At 29.2% G+C, this 21,193-nt stretch carries 18 protein-coding genes; 2 read left to right on the plus strand and 16 right to left on the minus strand.

Annotated features, from left to right (window positions below):
- Positions 1–10 precede the first annotated feature (10 nt).
- Positions 11–3,412, minus strand: coding sequence for an ABC transporter ATP-binding protein/permease (locus ACLGL0_RS03415; RefSeq protein WP_411013634.1), 3,402 nt, complete (start codon positions 3,410–3,412; stop codon positions 11–13).
- Between the two features lie 488 nt (positions 3,413–3,900).
- On the opposite strand from ACLGL0_RS03415, the gene purD reads away from it, so the two are divergent.
- Positions 3,901–5,127, plus strand: a complete 1,227-nt coding sequence (gene purD, locus ACLGL0_RS03420; protein WP_411013635.1) for a phosphoribosylamine--glycine ligase — start codon at positions 3,901–3,903, stop codon at positions 5,125–5,127.
- 678 nt (positions 5,128–5,805) lie between these two features.
- Here the strand turns inward: purD and ACLGL0_RS03425 are convergent.
- The 15 genes from ACLGL0_RS03425 to greA all read right to left on the minus strand — a co-directional run bounded on the left by ACLGL0_RS03425 (position 5,806) and on the right by greA (position 20,330).
- Positions 5,806–7,740: a Cna B-type domain-containing protein gene (locus ACLGL0_RS03425; protein WP_411013636.1), complete on the minus strand. Its 1,935-nt coding sequence runs from the start codon at positions 7,738–7,740 to the stop codon at positions 5,806–5,808.
- 351 nt (positions 7,741–8,091) lie between these two features.
- Complete coding sequence (gene pyrE / locus ACLGL0_RS03430) at positions 8,092–8,673, minus strand: orotate phosphoribosyltransferase (protein WP_233055950.1); 582 nt, start codon at positions 8,671–8,673, stop codon at positions 8,092–8,094.
- A gap of 9 nt (positions 8,674–8,682) precedes the next feature.
- Positions 8,683–9,579 carry a dihydroorotate dehydrogenase gene (locus ACLGL0_RS03435; protein WP_411013637.1) on the minus strand — a complete coding sequence of 299 codons (897 nt, stop codon included), beginning with the start codon at positions 9,577–9,579 and terminating at the stop codon, positions 8,683–8,685.
- Complete coding sequence (locus ACLGL0_RS03440; protein ID WP_411013638.1) at positions 9,579–10,307, minus strand: dihydroorotate dehydrogenase electron transfer subunit; 729 nt, start codon at positions 10,305–10,307, stop codon at positions 9,579–9,581. The genes ACLGL0_RS03435 and ACLGL0_RS03440 overlap by 1 nt, the downstream gene beginning before the upstream one ends.
- Positions 10,297–11,151 (minus strand): orotidine-5'-phosphate decarboxylase, encoded by an 855-nt coding sequence (gene pyrF / locus ACLGL0_RS03445; RefSeq protein WP_411013639.1) that lies wholly within the window; start codon positions 11,149–11,151, stop codon positions 10,297–10,299. The genes ACLGL0_RS03440 and pyrF overlap by 11 nt, the downstream gene beginning before the upstream one ends.
- On the minus strand, positions 11,151–12,338 hold the full coding sequence (locus tag ACLGL0_RS03450; RefSeq protein ID WP_411013640.1) for a dihydroorotase: 1,188 nt from the start codon (positions 12,336–12,338) through the stop codon (positions 11,151–11,153). The genes pyrF and ACLGL0_RS03450 overlap by 1 nt, the downstream gene beginning before the upstream one ends.
- Complete coding sequence (locus ACLGL0_RS03455; RefSeq protein WP_411013641.1) at positions 12,322–12,765, minus strand: aspartate carbamoyltransferase regulatory subunit; 444 nt, start codon at positions 12,763–12,765, stop codon at positions 12,322–12,324. The genes ACLGL0_RS03450 and ACLGL0_RS03455 overlap by 17 nt, the downstream gene beginning before the upstream one ends.
- A complete protein-coding gene (pyrB, locus tag ACLGL0_RS03460; RefSeq protein WP_314557987.1) occupies positions 12,765–13,685 on the minus strand; it encodes an aspartate carbamoyltransferase in 921 nt (306 codons plus the stop codon). Before pyrB ends, ACLGL0_RS03455 begins: the two co-directional genes overlap by 1 nt.
- A 56-nt stretch (positions 13,686–13,741) precedes the next feature.
- On the minus strand, positions 13,742–14,002 hold the full coding sequence (locus tag ACLGL0_RS03465; RefSeq protein WP_411013642.1) for a hypothetical protein: 261 nt from the start codon (positions 14,000–14,002) through the stop codon (positions 13,742–13,744).
- A gap of 118 nt (positions 14,003–14,120) precedes the next feature.
- A complete protein-coding gene (locus ACLGL0_RS03470; protein WP_411013643.1) occupies positions 14,121–15,947 on the minus strand; it encodes a polysaccharide biosynthesis protein in 1,827 nt (608 codons plus the stop codon).
- A 2-nt stretch (positions 15,948–15,949) separates the two neighbouring features.
- Positions 15,950–16,834: a UTP--glucose-1-phosphate uridylyltransferase gene (locus tag ACLGL0_RS03475; protein ID WP_411013644.1), complete on the minus strand. Its 885-nt coding sequence runs from the start codon at positions 16,832–16,834 to the stop codon at positions 15,950–15,952.
- A gap of 2 nt (positions 16,835–16,836) precedes the next feature.
- Entirely contained in the window at positions 16,837–18,027 is a 1,191-nt protein-coding gene (locus tag ACLGL0_RS03480; protein WP_411013645.1) for a DegT/DnrJ/EryC1/StrS family aminotransferase, read from the minus strand.
- 12 nt (positions 18,028–18,039) lie between these two features.
- The gene (locus ACLGL0_RS03485) at positions 18,040–18,345 is read right to left on the minus strand and encodes a hypothetical protein (protein WP_314557972.1); all 306 of its coding nucleotides are present in this window, start codon (positions 18,343–18,345) and stop codon (positions 18,040–18,042) included.
- Between the two features lie 9 nt (positions 18,346–18,354).
- Complete coding sequence (lysS, locus tag ACLGL0_RS03490; RefSeq protein WP_411013709.1) at positions 18,355–19,812, minus strand: lysine--tRNA ligase; 1,458 nt, start codon at positions 19,810–19,812, stop codon at positions 18,355–18,357.
- Between the two features lie 35 nt (positions 19,813–19,847).
- Positions 19,848–20,330, minus strand: a complete 483-nt coding sequence (gene greA, locus ACLGL0_RS03495) for a transcription elongation factor GreA (protein WP_233055928.1) — start codon at positions 20,328–20,330, stop codon at positions 19,848–19,850.
- A 250-nt stretch (positions 20,331–20,580) separates the two neighbouring features.
- Here greA and ACLGL0_RS03500 point away from each other — a divergent pair, with 250 nt between their 5' ends.
- Positions 20,581–21,000, plus strand: a complete 420-nt coding sequence (locus ACLGL0_RS03500) for a hypothetical protein (RefSeq protein WP_411013646.1) — start codon at positions 20,581–20,583, stop codon at positions 20,998–21,000.
- The last annotated feature ends 193 nt before the right edge of the window (positions 21,001–21,193 follow it).

Genomic DNA, 21,193 nt, shown 5'->3' on the forward strand with positions numbered 1-21,193 from the left:
TTTTAAAATTCTATTCTGTTCTTAATGCTTCGACTGGATTTTGCTTTGCAGCACTCTTAGCAGGAATAAATCCACCAAGTAAAGTTAAAATCATGCTGATTAAGATTAAGACTATAGCTTGTGGAATTGATAGATAAGCCGTTATATTTGGCATTTCAGAAACTTTTCTTATTATAATATTTATTGGTATCAATAATATATATGTTATTCCAATTCCAAGAAGTCCTGCAAATAACCCGATTATTCCAGTTTCTGCATTAAATACTTGAGATATATTTCTCTTTGAAGCTCCTATTGACCTTAATATACCAATTTCTTTCTTTCTTTCGAGTACACTGATATAGGTTATAACACCAATCATTATTGAAGAAACTATCAAAGAAATGGATACAAATGCGATTAATACATAACTTATTACATTTATTATTGTAGTTACAGAAGATAGTATTGTTCCAACTAAATCTGTATAAGTTATCATTTTATCTTCCTCAGAATTCTTCTTTCTCATTTCATTATAATCGTCAAGTAATTTTATTATAGACTGTTTTGCTTCAAAATCTTTAGGATATATGCTAATTTTACTTATATCATTATCCTCTACAAATCCGAATAATTTCATATTGTTTTCGTAAGAACTTTCATTACTATTAGTCATTGCGCTAATTAGAGATTTTATTTCATCTTCATTTAAGTTCATAGAAAAAGCGCTACTAAATTTGCTTGGGTCAATTGATATTGCATTTTGTAAATTTTTCATAGATCCTGTTAGCATGTCTTTAATACCATTAGCAACAGCTGATGAAATATTTTTCATTAGACCATCTACAAAATTTTGTGAGGAGCCAGAATTATTAGAAGATAAACTGCTATTTAATAAGTCTTTTACTCCTGATGAAATCATACTTTTTGCTTCTGTCGTTGATAAATACGAATTAAACGACTCTTTAATTTTAGATGGATCGGGCTTATTATTATCTTTTGCATATTTTATATAACCATTTGATAAAGAATTTGATAATTCAGTTAAATCTTTACTATCTGGTTTAAAATTCTCCCCTAATGATTTTAATAATTTTGTAGTTTCAGCAGAAACTTTTGACTTAGCTTCTGATGATTGAAAATATGCAAGTAAATATTCATTAAATTTATTAGGATCATTGTAATTATTTCTTCTTGCAAAATCAGGATATCCAGACATAATTGATTTCATTATATCCGTTATTTTCTCACTTGTAATTAAATTCCTATTACTCTTAGCAATTATCTTTGAAAAAAATTCAGATAAAATATTTTTTACAGATTCTGTTTTCATATACTCGTAAATCGAATTTGATAACTGAGAATAATTAGTTGTTGGATCTTTAGAAGAATAATTAAAATATCCTTTTAAAACATCTCCTATCAAGCTAATCATTTTATCAGAATCAAGTTTTATATCTAAATTTTTCATGTATTCACTATCTGCAACACTGCTTAAATATTTTGAAAAATCAATATTTGTCATTGAATTTGCATTAAAATTCATCTTTGAGTTATCTATTTTAAAAGCATCAAATATTTTTTTCTGGTCTATTGAAAACAGCTTTGAAAAATCTAAATTTTGCTTAATTTTTTCTCCAAAAGGAGTATTTGTTAAAATATTTGTTTTTGGCTTTTCTTTTTGAGCCTTTACAACTTCACTTTCTTTTGAGATATTTCTTAAACTCGTTTCTAAATCGTCAGTATACCAAATACCAGTTGTTAAAATTAGGGAGCTTTCATCGCTATTAGGTGTAGCTATCCCAACAATTTTTAAATTCTTTGCCTTATTTTTCAAAAGATTTTCAACAAATTCACTATCTGTTGAATTTTCAATATATATATTATTTTGAGAATCGTATGAATACAGTTGTGAATTACTTAAAACTTTAAGTTCTCTACCAACAATATCTTCATATTTCCAAGATCTATTTTCAATTTCAACTTCGTTTTTTTCTCTATTTGTCAAACTTTTTACCATTTTTGAAAGCTCTTCATTGTCTCTAAGTCCCAAAGAATAGAAAATAAAATCCGATAGAGAACCCTTTGAATTTGTAATTACTATTGCTTCATTTTCATTTTGTGGCCAATTTCCATATTTTAAAGTATATTTATCCTTATATAAATCTTCATTCTTCGGTAATTTATAAAAAGTCTTTACCGAACTTCTTGAAAACGCAAAACCACCAGATGGAACACGAATATTATTTAATGACTCATTTGGATTAACTTTGACATATTTATCTTTGTTTAAAGTGTAGATTATAGGTGTTATATCATATTTATATTCAATAGTTTTTGAATAATCATAAACAGCCTTTCCGCCATTTTCAAAATATTCTTTTAAAGAAGCTAAGTCGTTTTTATTAATTGCCGATAGCATCTTTTGAATAGTTTGCACTTCGGAAATATCTCCATCAGTCCTTTCGTCTCCCGTATTTTCAAATGCTTTTCCAATGGAAAAACTACTGCTATCAATTTCTATTGGATAAGAAATCATAGTTTTCTCTTCTGTATCCTTAATAAATTGACTAACCCCATTAGAAAGTCCTAAAATCAAAGCTATCCCTATTATTCCAATTGAACCTGCTACTGCAACCATAAGAGTTCTTTTAAATTTGGTTTTTAAATTATTAAAACTTAAAGCAATGCTTGTAAGATATGACATTGAGGATTTTCCAAAATTTTTATGAATTCCATTATTATCATCCTCTAAAAGAAATGGATTGCTATCCGAAATAATTTTTCCATCCTTTAACTCAACAATTCTAGTTGAATATTCATTCGCAAGTTTTGGATTGTGAGTCACCATTATTACAAGTCTATCCTTAGCTACTTCTTTAAGTAATTCCATAACTTGAACACTTGTCTCTGAATCAAGAGCTCCTGTTGGTTCATCAGCAAGTACAATGCTCGGATTATTTACAAGCGCTCTAGCAATTGCTACTCTTTGCATCTGCCCACCGGATAATTGATTAGGTTTTTTATGTATCTGATCCTTTAATCCTACCTTATCCAAAACATCAATTGCTCTTTTTTCTCTTTCATCTTTAGATATTCCAGAAATAGTTAAAGCCAATTCTACATTGGCTAAAATAGTCTGATGAGAAATTAAATTATAACTTTGAAATACAAAACCAATTGTATGATTTCTGTAGCTATCCCAATCTTCGTCTTTATATTTTTTAGTGGATATTCCATCAATTAAAAGATCACCTTGTTCATATTTATCCAATCCACCTACAATATTTAGTAGAGTAGATTTTCCACTACCACTGGGTCCAAGGATTGATACAAATTCATTATCCCTAAAATTAAGGGAGACATCATCTAATGCTTTTTGAATTAAATCACCAGTTTTATAACTTTTACTAATATTTTTAAGTTGTAACATCCCTGCCCTCCTTTTAATATATATTTTTTAACATAAAGCTATTATACCCTTTTATTGAAAAATCTAAATTAGTAAATTAAAGAAAAAAATATTATTTCTGCTTTATAAAATTAAAGTTGAAAAAAATTTTTATCAATGTTATAATTAATATAATTTAATGAAATTAAATTATATTAATTTCATCATATTTACATTAGAAATTAATCAAAAAGAGAATATGATATAATATTTATAATTTAATGAAATTAAATTGTAAATATTTCATCGTGTTTACATTAAAAACATCAAAAAGAGAACACGATATAATTAATATAATTTAATTTCATTAAATTATATTAATTTCATCATATTTACATCAAAAATTAATCAAAAAGAGAATATGATATAATATTTATAATTTAATGAATTTAAATTGTAAATATTATATAGAAATTAGCTTAAATGAATTTTAAAATTATAGATAAAATAATAGATAAAGAGGTGATTTTATGAAAATATTAATCATTGGTAAAGGTGGCCGTGAACATGCAATGTTAGAGGCCTGTAAAAAAAGTAAGTTAGTTGATAAAATCTACGTTTTACCCGGAAATTGTATGATGAAAGGTGCAACAAGAGTAGATATTGATATGTATGATATTGAGCAAATTACAGACTTTGCATTAAAAGAAAAGATTGATTTAACATTAGTTGGACCAGCTGATGTTTTGGCTCTTGGAATAAAAGATGAATTCAATAAACATGATTTACGTCTTTTTGGACCTACAAAATCTGCAACAAGAATTGAATCAAGTAGATATTTTACTAAACAACTTATGGAAAAATTAAAAATTCCTACAACAGAATATGTTGTATTTACTGATAGAGAACTAGCATTAAAATTTGTTTCTGGTATTGAAAAGTTTCCAGTAACAATAAAAATAGACTCAATTCCAAAGAATATGGGAATCTTTATTGCAAGGAGCAATAAAATGGCAACAGATATCGTAAATGAAATTTTTGACGAAAATGAAAATTCAAAAATTTTAGTTGAAGAATATATTATAGGAAAAGAGTTTTCTATTTTTGCGCTTGTAAAAAATAGTAAAGTTTATCCATTACAAATAGTTAAAGACTATAAGAGAACTTCAGATACTGATGAAGCTGAACATACTGGTGGTATGGGAGCTTGTAGTCCTGTTGCAAAAATTACTGATAACGAAATCGAACAAGTTGTTGAAAAAATCTTAAAGCCAATGGCTAAATCTATGTATGAAGACGGTTATGGTTTTGAAGGATTTTTATATGGAGAAATAATAGTAACAAAAGACGGAATCAAAGTTCTAAGTTTTAATGCAAGACTTGGAGATCCTGAAGCTGAAGTTCTATTACCACGTTTAGAATCCGACTTCGTTCAAAATATTCTTGATGTAATGGAAGATAGAGAACCTGAAATCAAATGGACTGATGATGTTTGTATTGGTGTAGTTCTTGCATCTAAAGGATATCCTTCAAAAGAAAAATGCCAAGATAAAATAAATCTTGTTCCTGTTAAAAGTGAAGTTTACTTTATGGGTGTTGAAGAAAAGAATAATGAAATATATGCTAAAGGTGGAAGAAATCTAATCGTAACTGCAATGGCTGAAGATTTTGAAAAAGCAAGGGAACTTGCCTATGCAGATGTTGAAAAACTAAGAAGTGATTCTTTCTTCTACAGAGAAGATATTGGTAAATTTTAGAAAATTTAAGTAATTTAAAAGCATACTTAATAAAAATAAGTATGCTTTTTTTATTTCTTTCAGAAATATTATTGTTTGTAAACAAACAATAATTGAGATTTCTCCATTTCGCTAACGCTACAGTCGAAATGACGTGTTGGGGGTATCTCTTTGCAAAGTGCTATGACGTGAATTATTTTGTTTTATAAAACTATTTATTATTTTTCGTAAGCTTATTTACTCTTAACGTCTAGCTATTAAACGAAGGTTATTTCTATATACGTCATCTTGAGCGAAGTGTAACGAAGTCGAAAGATCTCATACTTTTGCTTTAGCAAAAGTGAATGTATCGTAGATACATAGAAATTTTTATTTCTTTCAGAAATATTATTGTTTGTAAACAAACAATAATTGAGATTTCTCCATTTCGCTAACGCTACAGTCGAAATGACGTGTTGGGGGTATCTCTTTGCAAAGTGCTATGACGTGAACTATTTTATTTTATAAAACTATTTATTATTTTTTGTAAGTTTATTTACTTTTAACGTCTAGCTACAAAACTACGTTCTTTCCTTATACGTCATCTCGAGCGTAGTCGAGAGATCTCATACTTTTGCTTTAGCAAAAGTAAATGTATCGTAGATACATATAGAATTTATATAATTAAAAAAGAGAGCTTATGCTCTCTTTTTATTTTATTTATCTATTATTTTTCTTTTTTGAAATCACTAAAAGTCCACTGCTAATTGCAGCTAATGCCATATAAGCTATCGCATTAGTTCCTACTGAAGTTTTTGGCAATTTTGGTTTTGAAGGCTTTTCTTTATTTGTAATTACAAAACCGTCTTTTGCATTTCCTTCTATTGTTGTATCATATCCAGGAACTTGTACTTCTTTTACTGTATATACAATTTCTTTGTTGTTTTCATCAACTTTTGGTAAGTTATTGAAAGTATGTTTCCATGAATTTGCATCATTTAACTTAACACTTTCTACTTCATTTCCGTTTGCTAAAAGTTTTACTTCAATTTCTTTTAAGGCTTTTCCAACCCATTTCTTTTCAACTGAAACATTTACTTTTTCAGATTCAATCTTTTTATTTGTAATAGTAAAATCATTTTTAGCATTTTCTGTTACTTCTGAAATATATCCGTTGATTTGTTCTTCTTCAACTGTATATTTTACTTCAGTTTTTCCATCATTTTCAAACTTATTTAAGTTTGTAAATTTATGTTCCCAATTATTTGCATCATTTAAAGTAACTTCGTCAACTTTTACACCATTAGCTAATAACTTAACAACAACATTTGAAGCCTTTTCTCCAACCCAAGTTTTATTAACTTTAACTTCAGTTTTTTCTCTCTTATTAGTAATAGTCTTTATAACTGCTACATCATCTTTAACTTCAACTTCAAGAGCTTCATCATTCTTTATCCAACCTTCTGGAGCTTCTATTTCTTTAATTTCATATTTTCCATGAACTAATTTGCTTGAAACAACTTCTCCATTTTCGTTTGTAACTAATTCAAAAGATTGATTGTTTTCTTTATTAGTAATTTTGAATTTTGCGCCTTTTAATAATAATTGATTATCTTCTTCATCAACTTTAAAAATTTTGATTTTTCCAAGTAAATCTCCATCTATAGTTGCACTTGAAATTGCATGTCCATATTTAACAACTGATTGATAAGTTTCAGTTTGTGATGTCATCTTAACTTTATTTTTTAGTACAATGCCTGATTTATAAGTTGATTGATATCTTAGCATATATTGTTCTGCATTATCTATATCACCAAGTACAAGTTTAAACTTAGTACCATTTTCAGATAATTCAATTCTATCTCCAACATTCTCTTCTGAAATATACCTTTTAACATCTCCAAATTCGTCAATTTCTGCTTTTTGAAGTTTAAAACTTTCTTTAATGTAATGTAGTCCATCAAAATTACCATCAGTAATTGTTAGTTGATCTTCAATTACAACATTTTTAAAGTTCTTTTTATTAACATTAAAACGTACACTCCAATCTACTACATCACTTTTTCCGTTTAATAAACTTGGCCATTTGCCTAAAACTTCATTAAGTGGTTTAGGATTGTCAATATGAATAGTTTTTTCAACTGATTTTCCGTTCATTTCAATTTTAAACTTATTATCTTGTCCAATTTGTATTTTATCTTGGAAAAATACTGATTCTAGGGAAACTGTCCCTTTAACATTGTATAGATTTTCAACTTTTTCGTTTAAAACGATCCTTAAAGTTCCACCGCCTATATTTTTAAGATTAAGTGTTCCTTTTCCAAAAACAGTTGTTCCGTCTAAACCGTAAACATTAAAATTAACTGCTGAAGAATCTTTTAAAAATCTAAAATTCTCTGGCAGTTCAACTTCAAAGTAATCGCCTTTGTTCAATGTACTTTGATTTTTCGCATCCCATTCTATTTTAAGTGTAAATTTTTCCCAACGTGTTGCTCTGTTAAATTCTTGTCCATTACCAGTTGTAACTTTAAAATCTGTTATAGTTACATTTGGTGAAATATTTCTTCCGCCTTCAGCTGAAACTTTGAAGGAAGGAAAAACAACGCTCAACACCATAAGGGCACTCAAAATAAAACAATAAATCCTCTTTTTCATTGTGCTCCTCCTAATAGAATATTCTTATCAATGTTTTAACTTAAAAACACTAATAATATATTAATAAGTAGTTATTAGAAGCCTCCTAAACTAATAACTATTTAAAAAATAAATAAATAAAAAACAACTATTAATTGTTAACTTAATAATACCACTTTTAGACTGTAAGGTCAATTACGCTATGTAAATATTTAAATAAATAATTAAATTTGCAATGCTTGTTGTCGTATATTTCATAACAGTTCTGCATTCAAAAATTATGCTAAAGTAAATATTTATAAAATACTAAATAAAAAAGCGTACTTTTTATAATTTTTTCTATAAAAGTACGCTTTTTTTCTTATAATTTTACTAGAATTTTTTTCTACTTCCTGGTTTTACAAGTTCTATTTTTCCTTCTTTACAAATTGGACAATCATCTTTTTCAAATGCTTGTACATTTAATGCAATTGCTGGGAAAAGTGGATATTCAATTCCTGATTTTCCGTTTGTTCTATCAACTATTGAAGCAATTCCAACAACATTTGCTCCATGTTCTTTTAAAACTTTGATTGTTTCTAATGAAGATTTTCCTGTTGTAACAACATCTTCAACAACAAGTACATTTTCTCCTTCGTTAATGAAAAATCCTCTTCTTAAAGTCATTAAATCATTTTCTCTTTCTGTGAACATTGCTCTTACTCCTAAAGCTCTTCCTAATTCATAAGCAATTACAATTCCACCCATTGCAGGTCCAACAACTGCGTCAACTTTAACATTTGCATCTTCAATTTTTTTCTTGATTACTTTGCAAACTTCTTCAGCTTTTTCTGGATACATCAAAAGTTTTGCACATTGAACGTATTTATCGCTGTGTTTTCCTGATGATAATAAGAAATGTCCTTCTAATAATGCTTCACTTTCTTTTAATAATTCTAATACTCTTTCTTCCATGATATCCTCCTAAACAATTCCTCTAATTTCTTGTAAATTCTTTATATTTTGTTCTTTACAGAATTGTTCCATTCCTTCGATTATATCAATCATAGCTCTTGGATTGATAAAGTTTGCTGTTCCAACTTGAATTGCAGTTGAGCCCGCCATTATAAATTCAATAGCATCTTGCCAATTCATAATTCCACCCATTCCAATAATCGGAACATCTACTACTGAAGCAACATCTCTTACCATTCTAAGCGCTATCGGCTTAATACAAGCTCCTGAAAGTCCTGCTGTTACATTGTCAAAAACAGCTTTTCTCTTGTAAATATCTATTGCCAAAGCATTAAATGTGTTTACAAGTGAAAGACAATCAGCCCCAGCTTCAACACAAGTTTTTGCCATTTCTTTTATATTTTCAGCATTTGGAGATAGTTTAACCATAAGAACTTTATCCGTATTTTCTCTTACTTTTCTTACTATTCCCTCAGCTATATCACATTTTATACCAAAAGCCATTCCACCTGATTTAACATTTGGACATGAAATATTTAATTCAATTATTTTTATATTTGTTTTATTGATAAGTTCTACAGATTTTAAATAATCTTCAAGTTGTGAACCTCCAATATTTGCTAAAATCTGTGTATCATAACTTTCCATAAAAGGTAAATCTTCTTTTATAAAAGTTGGTACTGACGGATTTTGTAATCCTATACTATTCATTATTCCTGCTGGAGTTTCATAAATTCTGATTCCAGTGTTTCCATCTTTTCCTGCAAAAGTAAGTCCTTTTGTAGAAATACCACCTATTCTGTTTAAGTCGATATATTCAGCATATTCTCTACCGAAACCAAAAGTTCCTGATGCTCCTATAACTGGATTTTTAAATTTAACTCCACAAATATCTACTTCTAACATTAAAAATCCACCTCCTTAACTTCAAATATCGGTCCTTCTTTACAAATTCTTTGCATTCCATTTTTAGTTTTACAACTACAAGCTAGACAAGCCCCGATTCCACAACCCATTCTACTCTCTAAAGATACATAAACAGGTATATCAAAGCCTAAATTTTTAACAGAATTCATCATAGGATTAGGTCCACAACAATAAATTACATCATAATCATCCTTTAAGATTTCAGTTATAAAACCTTTATGTCCAACTCTTCCACTATTAGTTGCAATATATGTATTTTTTGTGAATTCTTTAAAATCTTCTGTAAAATATGCTTCATCTCTAAAACCTGCATATAGATCAACTTCCGCTTCTAATTTCTTTGCTAGATATAGCATTGGTGCAATTCCGATTCCTCCTGCAACAAGAGCAACTTTTTTACCCTTATATTCATCAATCGGAAATCCGTTACCAAGTGGTCCTAAAATTTCAATACTATCTCCAACTTTCTTTTCGGACATAATCTTTGTTCCTTTTCCAACAACTGCATAAAGAAAAGTTAATTTATTATCTTCTATATCGCAAATACTGATTGGACGGGGAAGCATGTTCCCGTCCTCAAAGCATTTAACCATATAAAATTGTCCAACTCTAGCTTTAAATTCTCCCTTAACATCCATTTTGTAGATGCCATCAGCTATTTTTTCATTTAAAATTATTTCAACTTTTTCGTATGATTTATTCTCCATAAATATCCCTCCTCATATTTAAAACAGCTTCTCTTGTATAATGCGCAAATCTTTCTTCGCCATCTTCAAATTTTTGATAGTATTTAATAATACCTCTTGAAGAGTTTACAACTCCACCATTAAAGTCATTTAAGTAAGTTCTGATATCTTCTGCTTTTGCACCTTGTGCACCATATCCTGGTAATAAGAAGAAAATATTTTTATATCTTTCTCTGATTTTCTTAGCTTCTTCACTATGAGTTGCTCCAACAACAAATCCCAAAGGAGAATATCCACATTCAGAAGTTAATTCATCAGCAAATTTTTTAAGTTCATCTCCAACTTTGAAGTAAAGAGCTTCTCCATTGTAGTCAAGACATTCAATATCCTTAGCTCCTTCGTTTGAAGTTCTAAGTAAAACGAAAACTCCCTTTTCTCCAGTTTTTAAATAATCTAAATAAGGAGTGATACTGTCCATTCCCATATATGGGTTAAGAGTTATAAAATCCGCTTCAAATTCTCCCTTGAAATGAGCCTTTGCATATTCCTTTGCAGTACTTGCAATATCTCCTCTCTTAACATCTCCGATACTTAAAAGTCCCTTTTCTTTAATATATCTTAGAGTTCTTTGATAAGCGATAAGACCTTCAAGACCATTTGCTTCATAATATGCAATTTGTGGTTTGTAAATTGCTACAATATCACTTGTCGCATCAATTATTGTCTTATTGTATTCAAAGATTACATCTGAAAGTTTTTCATGTTTTTCTTTAATATAATTTGGAATATAATCTAAATGGCTATCAAGTCCAACACAAACAAATCCTTTTTCTTTTACTGCTTCATATAATCTATCTACTATCATTAAAATTCTCCTTTATATTTTATTACTCCTTCTTTAATTGTCATAAGTACTTCTCCGTAAAGCTCTACTTTATCAAAAGGTGTGTTTCTACCTTTTGATGCAAATTTACTTGCATCTACAACAATTTTTTTGTCTGTATCAACTATAACTAAATCAGCTAAATATCCTTCTTTTAAAAGACCTTTTTTAATTCCCATTAAATTAGCTCCACCGTAGGACATCACTTTTGATAATGTTCTTATGTCGATATTTCTTTCTTTAACTAATTTTGTATTACAGATTGCAAATGCAGTTTCAAGACCAACAAGTCCAGGACTTCCATTTACCTTATCCTCTGCAGTATGTGGAGCATGATCTGTCGCAATTGCATCTACTGTTCCATCTAAAATTCCTTCTATTAGAGCTTCAACATCAGCCTTTTCTCTTATTGGAGGATTAACTCTGTATGAATTATCCCAAAGAGCAATATGATGTGGAGTTATTTCGCAAGTAACCTTTACTCCCTCTTTCTTTCCACGTCTTACCGCATCCAAAGAATCAATTGTACTAACATGGCACATATGAATTCTACCGTCTAACCTCTTTGCAAGATAAACATCTCTTAAAGTCATTAAATCTTCAGCTATTCTGTAATCAATTGGAGAAAGTTCGCTTTCTGCATGTATCATTATGATTTTATCATATTTTTTTGCCTCTAAAATCGCTCTATACATTGTTGTTTCAGAAAGAACACCTTTACCATCATCAGATAGAAATTTTGCATTTTCAAATTTTGAATAGTCAACTAAATTTTGTCCATCAAAATTTTCTGTTACTGCAACAATTTGATTTATATCAACTAAATTTAATTCCTTCGCTCTATTCATTATGTCATTATAAGTTTCTAGATTACTGCAAATTGGTTTTGTATTTGCCATTGTATTTACAGTTGTATATCCACCTCTTAGAGCAGAAAGTGAGCCAGTCTTTAAATCTTCCTTATAAGTAAAACCAGGATCTCTAAAATGCACATGTAAATCTACAAATGCTGGCATAACAGTCTTTCCCTTTGCATCTATAACTTCATAGCTATCATCAAAATTTAAATTTTCACCAATCTCTACAATCTTTCCGTCTTCAATTTTTATCTCTCCAACTTTATTTGTATCTTTATCCACTAAGACTGCATTTTTAACTATTTTTTTCACTACGACCTCCACAAGAATATAAATTGTCGCAATAATTACATCTGTATATTCCCTTTTCTCTGTTTAACAATATAAATTTATTTTGAACACTTTCATGGCAAGTTATACAACGTGGGTTTTTACATTTAATAAAACCTTCTACCTTTTCTGGTAAAACCATTGAAACTTTTTCTTTAATTTTTTCATTTTCTATAATATTTACAGTTAAATCTTTATCTATTAAACCTAAAATTGCTAAGTCAATATTTATAACATTTTCAATCTTTATCATATCTTTTTTCCCATTTTTCTTAGAGTCAACATTCATTATAAGAGCAACTCTATAATCTGCCTTATCTAATTCTAGAAGTTTAAAAATTTCATATCCAAGACCAGGTTTAATATGATCTATTACTATACCATTTGAAATACTATTAATATTTAACATTATTTTACCTCCAATAGTTTTAAGATTAATGCCATTCTTATTATCATACCGAATTTAACTTGATTGAAATATTTTGCTCTAGGGTCTGTATCAACTTCTGTAGCAATTTCATTTACTCTTGGCAATGGGTGAAGAATTATCATATCATCCTTTGCTGTTTTCATCTTCTTATTGTCTAAAATGTAAGTATCTTTAAGTCTTACATAATCAGCCTCATTGAAAAATCTTTCTCTTTGAACTCTTGTCATATATAAAATATCAAGTTTATCCATAACTTCTTCAATTGTTCTAACTTCAATAAATTCTATATTATGGTCATTTAGATACATCTTTATGTATTCTGGAATTACAAGTTCAACAGGTGAAATAAAGATGAATTTATTACCCTTAAATTTTGAAAGAGTCTTAACAAGTGAGTGAACAGTTCTTCCGAACTTTAAGTCTCCACAAAGACCGATAGTCATGTTTTCCAAAGTTTTCTTTGTTTGTGAAATTGTAAGTAAATCTGTAAGAGTTTGAGTTGGATGTTGATGTCCACCATCTCCTGCATTAATAAAAGGAACAAGTGTAACTTCTTTAGCAAGCTCTGCAGAACCTTCATGAGGATGACGCATAGCTATAATATCTGAATAACAGCCAACTGTTTTTATAGTATCTTGTAAGCTTTCTCCCTTAGTTGCAGAAGAAACTTTTGGATCTGGAACAGTTATACAACTTCCACCAAGTCTAAGCATAGCTGCTTCAAAACTTAATCTTGTTCTTGTTGAAGGTTCAAAGAACAATGATGCTAAAATTTTTCCTCTACATTTTTCTGAATATTTCTCTGGATTATTATAAATATCAGAGCCTATCTCCATAAGTTCAAGTAATTCTTCACATGAAAAATCTTCACTGCTAACTAAATTTCTAAATTCTTTCATACAATTCCTCCTATTAAGTCATTTTGTCATACACAAAAAAAGGAAATAACAAACAGTTATTTCCTAAAATTCAAATTATTAAAAACAAATATTGAATAAAAATGAGAGTAAAAGCCCTTTAAAAAGCCTTTAACAGCTTCAACAAAAGGAGATTTTACCAAGCTCAAAAAAAAGTCGGAAAGACCATTTAAAACAAATGATTTGCCGACTAAAATATCAAAATTATTAAAACGGAAAAAATTAGAAACAAAAACAGAAGAGTCAATTAAACACTTTTTATTGCTATTAAAAACTGACATTTTAACTGAATTTGCCATAAAAATTACCTCCGTCAAATTTCCTTTGATTATTATACAATAATAGAATTATAAAGTCAATAGATTTTTATAAGATTGTACAAAAAACTCCACCATTTCGGTGGAGTTTTTTGTGTGTCTATTTATTCAATAAGTCCGGCTTAAATGTCGGAACCATGTCTTTTAAGATGTCTGTAATTTCTTTTTTGTCCAGAGTATTTTTAACTTTATCAAGTCTTTCTAGTCCATCTTTTAGGGCTTCTACATTATGAACTATCGGTTTTTCTATAAATATTTTTTCATAGTCAGTCGCAACTGAATTTTCCATATTTAATAGTAATTCTTCATAAAGTTTTTCTCCGGGTCTAAGTCCTGTAATCTTTATGTCAATGTCTTTATAAGGTTCATAACCTGAAAGTCTGATAAGGTTCTTTGCCAAGTCAAGAATTTTAACAGGCTCTCCCATATCGAGTATAAAGATTTCTCCCCCTTTGGCAATTGCTCCCGCTTGTAATACAAGTTGGCAAGCTTCAGGAATTGTCATAAAGTATCTTATTATATCTTCGTGAGTAACTGTAACAGGTCCACCCTCTTTTATTTGATTTATGAAAAGTGGTATTACAGATCCGTTTGAGCCCAATACATTTCCAAATCTAACTGCAACAAATTCTGTTTTAGATTTTTCGTTATATGTTTGAACTAACATTTCACAAATTCTCTTTGTAGTTCCCATTACAGATGTCGGATTTACAGCTTTATCTGTTGAAATTAAAACGAATTTTGAAACATTATTTTTATCACAAGCTCTTATAACATTTAATGTTCCAAAAACATTGTTTTTAATTGCAGAAGTTGAGCTATTTTCCATAAGTGGAACATGTTTGTGAGCGGCTGCGTGAAATACTACATCTGGTTTATATTTTCCAAATATTATATCCATTCTTTCAGCATCTCTGATTGATTCAATTTCTACAACTAAATCCAAATCCTTGTAATGTCTTACAAGCTCCATTTGAATTTCATAAGCATTATTTTCATAGATGTCTAAAATTATCAATCTTTTAGGACTAAATTTTGATATTTGTCTACAAAGTTCGGAGCCGATTGAACCACCTCCACCTGTTACTAAAACAGTTTTATCTTTTAAGAAACCATTTAGTACTTCTTGGTCTAACTTAACTTCATCACGTCCAAGCAAGTCTCCAATTTCAACATCTCTTAAATCTCTTATATTTAATTTTTGATCATCTATTAATTCATACATTCCAGGTATTATTTTTATCTTCATTGAAAGTTTTGAACATATATCTGAAATGTCTTTTTGAGTTTCTCTATTTGCTGATGGCATTGCTAAAATAACTTCATCTATTCTGTAATTACTTATGGCAGAAATTATCTTTTCCTTTCCACCAACTACAGGAATACCAAGTATTTCAGTTCCCACTTTATTTTTATCATCATCAATAAAGGCTACAACTTTATATCCTAATTCCTTATGTTTTTTAAGTTCATTAAGTACTAAAACTCCAGCATCTCCAGCTCCTATGATTAAAACTCTTTTTAGTCTATCCACAGGAATTGAAAAAACTAAATTCTTTCTAGCTTTTGAAAGATATCTTGTGCCTGTAACAAAAAATACATCTATTACAAATACAAGTGCCATAACACTTCTAGGAAATCCTACGCTCATTGAGATTAAAAATCCAGCTGTTAGAACATTTGCAATAACAATTGCCATAAATATTCTAAACAACTCTTTAAAATCAGCATATCTCCACATTACTCTATATAGACCAAACAGAGCAAACACTACAATTTTAGTTAAAACTATAGGAATTATCCATTTCATATACATTTCCCAATAACGTGCAGGAATTTGCCAATCAAATTTTAATAAAAATCCCAAATAGTAACAAAGATTTATAACAATAATATCTAATATTACTAAAAATATTTTTCTGGTCATTATTATTCTCCCATTTTAAAATCTGAAGAAACTAAATCTTTCAAGTACTCTTTTATAGAATCTTTATTTGCTTCATCTTTCAATCCGTATTCAATACTTGCAATCAGAACTCCAACTTTATTTCCAACGTCATAAGTTTTTCCGTCAAATTTATAGCCTAATAAATCTCCCTTTAAAGTCAATTCATTTAATGAGTCTGTAAATTGTATTTCTCCATTTTTACCCGCTTTTTGATTTTCAAGAATATCAAATATTTCATTTTTCACAATGTATCTCCCAACCATTGCTAAATTTGAATTCGTTTCATCAATATTCGGTTTTTCAATAAGTCTTGTAGAGTCAAAAACATTTTTTTCTATCTCTTTACCTTCTAAAATTCCGTAATTACGTCTTTTTTCATCAGGTACATATTCAACTCCTACAACTGTCTTTTCGTATTTATTATAGATATCTACAAGTTCTTTTGAACAAGAACTATCTTTACAATCAATAATAACATCGCCTAAAACAACACAGAAGTCTTCTCCATTTACAGCTTCCTTTGCGCAAAGAATAGCATGACCTAATCCTTTTTGCTCTTTTTGAATTATAAAACTAATCTTACATTTTAATATTTTTTCCAAAGCTTTAATATCTTTTTCCAAAACATTACCTGAATTTTTAACCCGTAGATCAATTTCAGAATTAAAATGCTTGTCAATTGTAAAATAATCTTCATTTACAATAAGAATTACTTCATCAATCCCAGCTTCCACAACTTCTTCAATTACATATTGTAAAGTAGGTTTATCGAAAATTGGCAACATTGCCTTTGGAACACCCTTAGTTGCAGGAAACATTCTTGTTGCAAGTCCAGCAGTCGGAATAACGACTTTTTTTATCTTCATAATTACACCAACGCCTTTAAATTTTCAATTATATAATCAACTTGTTCATCTGTTAATAATGTATGAAGTGGCAAAGTAATTTGTGACTTATAATTATTATAAGCATTTGGATAATTTTTAATATCAAATCCTAAATTCTTATAAGCTGTATGCATAGGTAATGGCTTGTAGTGAACATTTGTTGCAATTCCTTTTTCAGCCATTTTTACAATTATTTCATTTCTCTCTTCTTCACTTACACCCTCAATATTTACAATATAAAGATGACAGCAAGATTTTTTATCTTCTTCAAAGTGAACAAAAGGCTTTACTCTTGTTCCTTCAAATCCTCTATTGTATCTTTCCACGATTTCAAAACGTCTTTTCAAAAGATCTGGATATCTCTTTAATTGAGCTAGACCGATTCCAGAAGCAATATCAGTTAAATTGCATTTGTAATTAGGAGCAACAATATCATACTCCCAGGAACCTAGTTTCGTCTTTGAAAGAGCGTCTTTTGATTGTCCATGTAAAGATAAAAGTTGAAATTCTCTATAAATTTCATCATCATCTAAACCTAAAGCTCTATTCCAAGTAACTGAGCCTCCCTCAGCCACTGTAAAGTTTTTAACTGCATGGAAAGAGAAACAAGTAAAATCAGCAATGCTTCCACTTGGATTACCCTTATATTCAGCTCCTAGTGAATGTGCAGCATCAGCCATAACTACAACTCTACCAATTTTTTCTTGTAATTTATTATTTGGTCTAAATAAAGATTTCTTTCTTTCTACAATTTCAAAAATTTCATCATATTTACAAGGCTTTCCGGCTAAATCAACAGGAATAATTACCTTTGTCTTTTCTGTAATAGCATCTTCCAAAGCCTTTAAGTCCATAAACTTATCTTCTTTATTAGTATCAACCAAGACAATTTTCGCTCCTACATGATGAATAACACTTGCAGATGCACTATATGTATATGCGCAAGTTATAACTTCATCTCCAGTTCCAACTCCAAGTAATCTTAAAGTTAGCTCCATAGCTGCAGTTGCAGAATTTAAACAAACAGTCTTGTCTGTGTTTGTAAAAACTGAAAGCTCTTGTTCTAATTTTTTTGTCTTTGGGCCAGTTGTTATCCAACCTGATTTTAAAGTGTCAACAACTTCATCAATCTCTAATTGAGTAATATCTGGCGGAGAAAATTCTATTCTCATATAATCACTATCCTATCTATTATTGTTGTTACTATTATTATTTTCGTTCTTCTTATCTGCATCATTTGTTACATCAGCACTCTCATCAGTCTTTTCTAATGTAGAACTTTTCTTTTTATCAATAACAGCACCTTTTCCAGATTTAATATTATTGATTAAAGATTCCTTATCTTCTTCATCAACAACAATATATTCAACACTTTCAACTTTTTCTTGATTCTTATTATTGTCAATAACTACTTTTCCAGTATGGAAACTTTGACAACCAACAAAAGAAAGACAAACTAAACAAATTGGTAATAAATTTTTCTTTTTCATAATGAACTCCTATTCACTATCCTTTTCAACAACAGGTTTCATAGTTGGGAAAAGTAAAACATCTCTTATTGTATCTTGATTAGTTAAGTACATAATAAGTCTATCAACACCGATTCCCATACCGCCAGTTGGAGGAAGACCGATTTCAAGCGCATTGATGAAATCATAATCCATCATTTGAGCTTCTTCATCTCCATTTTCTCTAGCTTCAACTTGTTTTAAAAATCTTTGTTTTTGATCAATAGCATCATTTAACTCACTAAACGCATTTGCGATTTCTCCACAATTAACAAAAGCTTCAAATCTTTGAGTATATCTCTTGTCCTTAGGATCTCTCTTAGCAAGTGGACTGATTTCAACAGGATGCTTAGTAACAAAAGTAGGTTGAACCATATATTCTTCACAGAACTCTTCAAAGAATAGAGAAATAATTTCTCCTCTTGTAGTATTTTCTTTAACTTCAACTTTCTTTTCGATAGCAATCTTTCTTGCTTCTTCATCAGTTAAAATAGTTTCAAAGTCAACTCCTGCATATTCCTTAACAGCATCAACCATTGAAATTCTTCTCCAAGGTGGTTTAAAGTCAATAACTTTACCTTGTAATTCTATTTCTGCTTTTCCAATAACTTCCATGCAAACAGTATAAACCATTTCTTCGCAAAGAGTCATCATTTCTTCATAATCAACATATGCTTGATATAATTCAATTGCAGTATATTCAGGGTTATGAAGTTTATCCATACCTTCATTTCTGAACATTCTTCCCATTTCATAAACTTTATCAAAACCACCAACGATTAATCTCTTTAAATATAATTCATTAGCAATTCTTAAATACATATCGATATCTAAAGTATTATGATGAGTGATAAAAGGTCTTGCATTAGCTCCACCAGCAATTGTATTTAAAATTGGAGTTTCAACTTCCAAAAATCCTCTACTATCAAGATATTTTCTAATAGCAGAAATAATTTTACTTCTCATTACAAAAACATCTTTAATTTCTGGATTTACAATTAAATCAACATATCTTTGTCTATATCTTAAATCAACATCTTTTAAACCATGGAATTTTTCTGGTAAAAGTTGTAAAGATTTTGTAAGTAAAACAACCTTTGAACTTCTAATTGAGATTTCTCCAGCATGAGTTGTGAAAACTTCACCTTCAACACCAACAATATCTCCTAAATCCAAAGTTTTAACTTCTTCATAGCTTTCGCCTAAAACATCAAGCTTATTAAAAAGTTGTATTCTTCCAGAAAAGTCTTGTAAGTCCATGAAACAAACTTTTCCATGTCCTCTCTTAGTCATAATACGACCAGCAAGTCTTACAACTTTTCCCTCGTAATTATCATAATTATCTTTAATTTCTTTTGAGTAAATTGCACCTTCAAACTTTTCAATTTCATGCGGATCTTTACCAGCATCTACTAAGTCATGTAACTTTTGTCTTCTAACTAAGAGCATTTCATTTAAATTTTGTTCTTCCACAATATCACTCCTTAATTTCTCTTAATACTATCTATTTTGTATTCAACAACATTACCATTTGGTAATTGTACTTGAACTTTAGTGCCTTTTTTCTTACCTAAAATAGCTCTACCAACTGGTGATTCGTTTGAAATCTTTCCTTCAAGAGGATTACTTTCAGCAGAACCAACAATTGTATATTCTATTTTTTTCTTAGTTGCAACTTGAACCAAAGTAACAGTAGCTCCAACATTAACAGTTTTAGTATCAAGTTCAACTTCATCAATAATCTTTGCATTAGCAATCATATTGTCAAGTTTAATGATTTTTTCTTCTATTTGAGCTTGTTCATTCTTAGCTTCATCATATTCAGAGTTTTCAGAAAGGTCTCCAAAATCTCTTGCAATCTTTATTTTCTCTGCTATTTCTTTTCTCTTAACAGTTTTTAATTCTTCTAATTCTAATTCTAATTTTTTTAAGCCTTCGGCTGTTAAAAATATTTCTTTTTCGTCCATAGTATCTCTCCTTAAAAATTTACATTACCATTCGTATAATTATACTAAATTCAGATAAAAAAGTCAATGTAACTATGATATCTACATAATAACAAGGATTAAAAATCGTACATTGTGCTTTTGTAAAAAAATACTTGACTAAAGCAAAAATTAGTGCTACAATAAACTTAGAAATATAGTAGAGTATTACTTTGTTAAATAGTATATTATGCTATAATTTCATAAATATTTATTTGCTAGGAGGAGTGTTATGACTAAGCTAAAAAAATTTATAAGTTTATTGTTAGTTTCTTTTATGTTGTGTTCATGTGGATCTTCTGCTGCACTGAAAAAACTGGAAAACAAAGTTTTTGATGGTGAAAAAGGAGGCCAGATAGTAATAATTAAGGAGGAATCAAAAGCTCCAAGACTAATGTTTCAAGGTCCAAGTCCAATAACTCCTAATTCAACACCTGAACAAATTGAAAAAGATAGAGATAAATATGAAAAAAGTATTCCAAAAGAATATACTGACGTAAAAATTGAAGAAAAAGACGGAAAAAAGTATATTGTTGCAAAAGATTTTAAATACAAATTAGTAATTGTAGATGACAATACTATTCTTGATGAAGAAGACAATATGAATTATAGATGCCTTGCAGATTTGTACAAAGTTGATAACAAAAAATAATTAAAACTCCACAAAGTGGAGTTTTTTTATTTCTTTCAGAAATACTATTGCTTGTAAACAAGCAATAGTTGAGATCTCTCCGTTTCGCTAACGCTCCAGTCGAGATGACGTGTCGGGAGTTTTTCTTTGCTAGTTGCTATGACGTGAATTATTTTGCTTTATAGTCTAACTTTTTAAATAAAATTACATGATT

It is taken from the genome of Parvimonas pharyngis, assembly GCF_046569675.1.
Classification (GTDB): domain Bacteria; phylum Bacillota; class Clostridia; order Tissierellales; family Peptoniphilaceae; genus Parvimonas.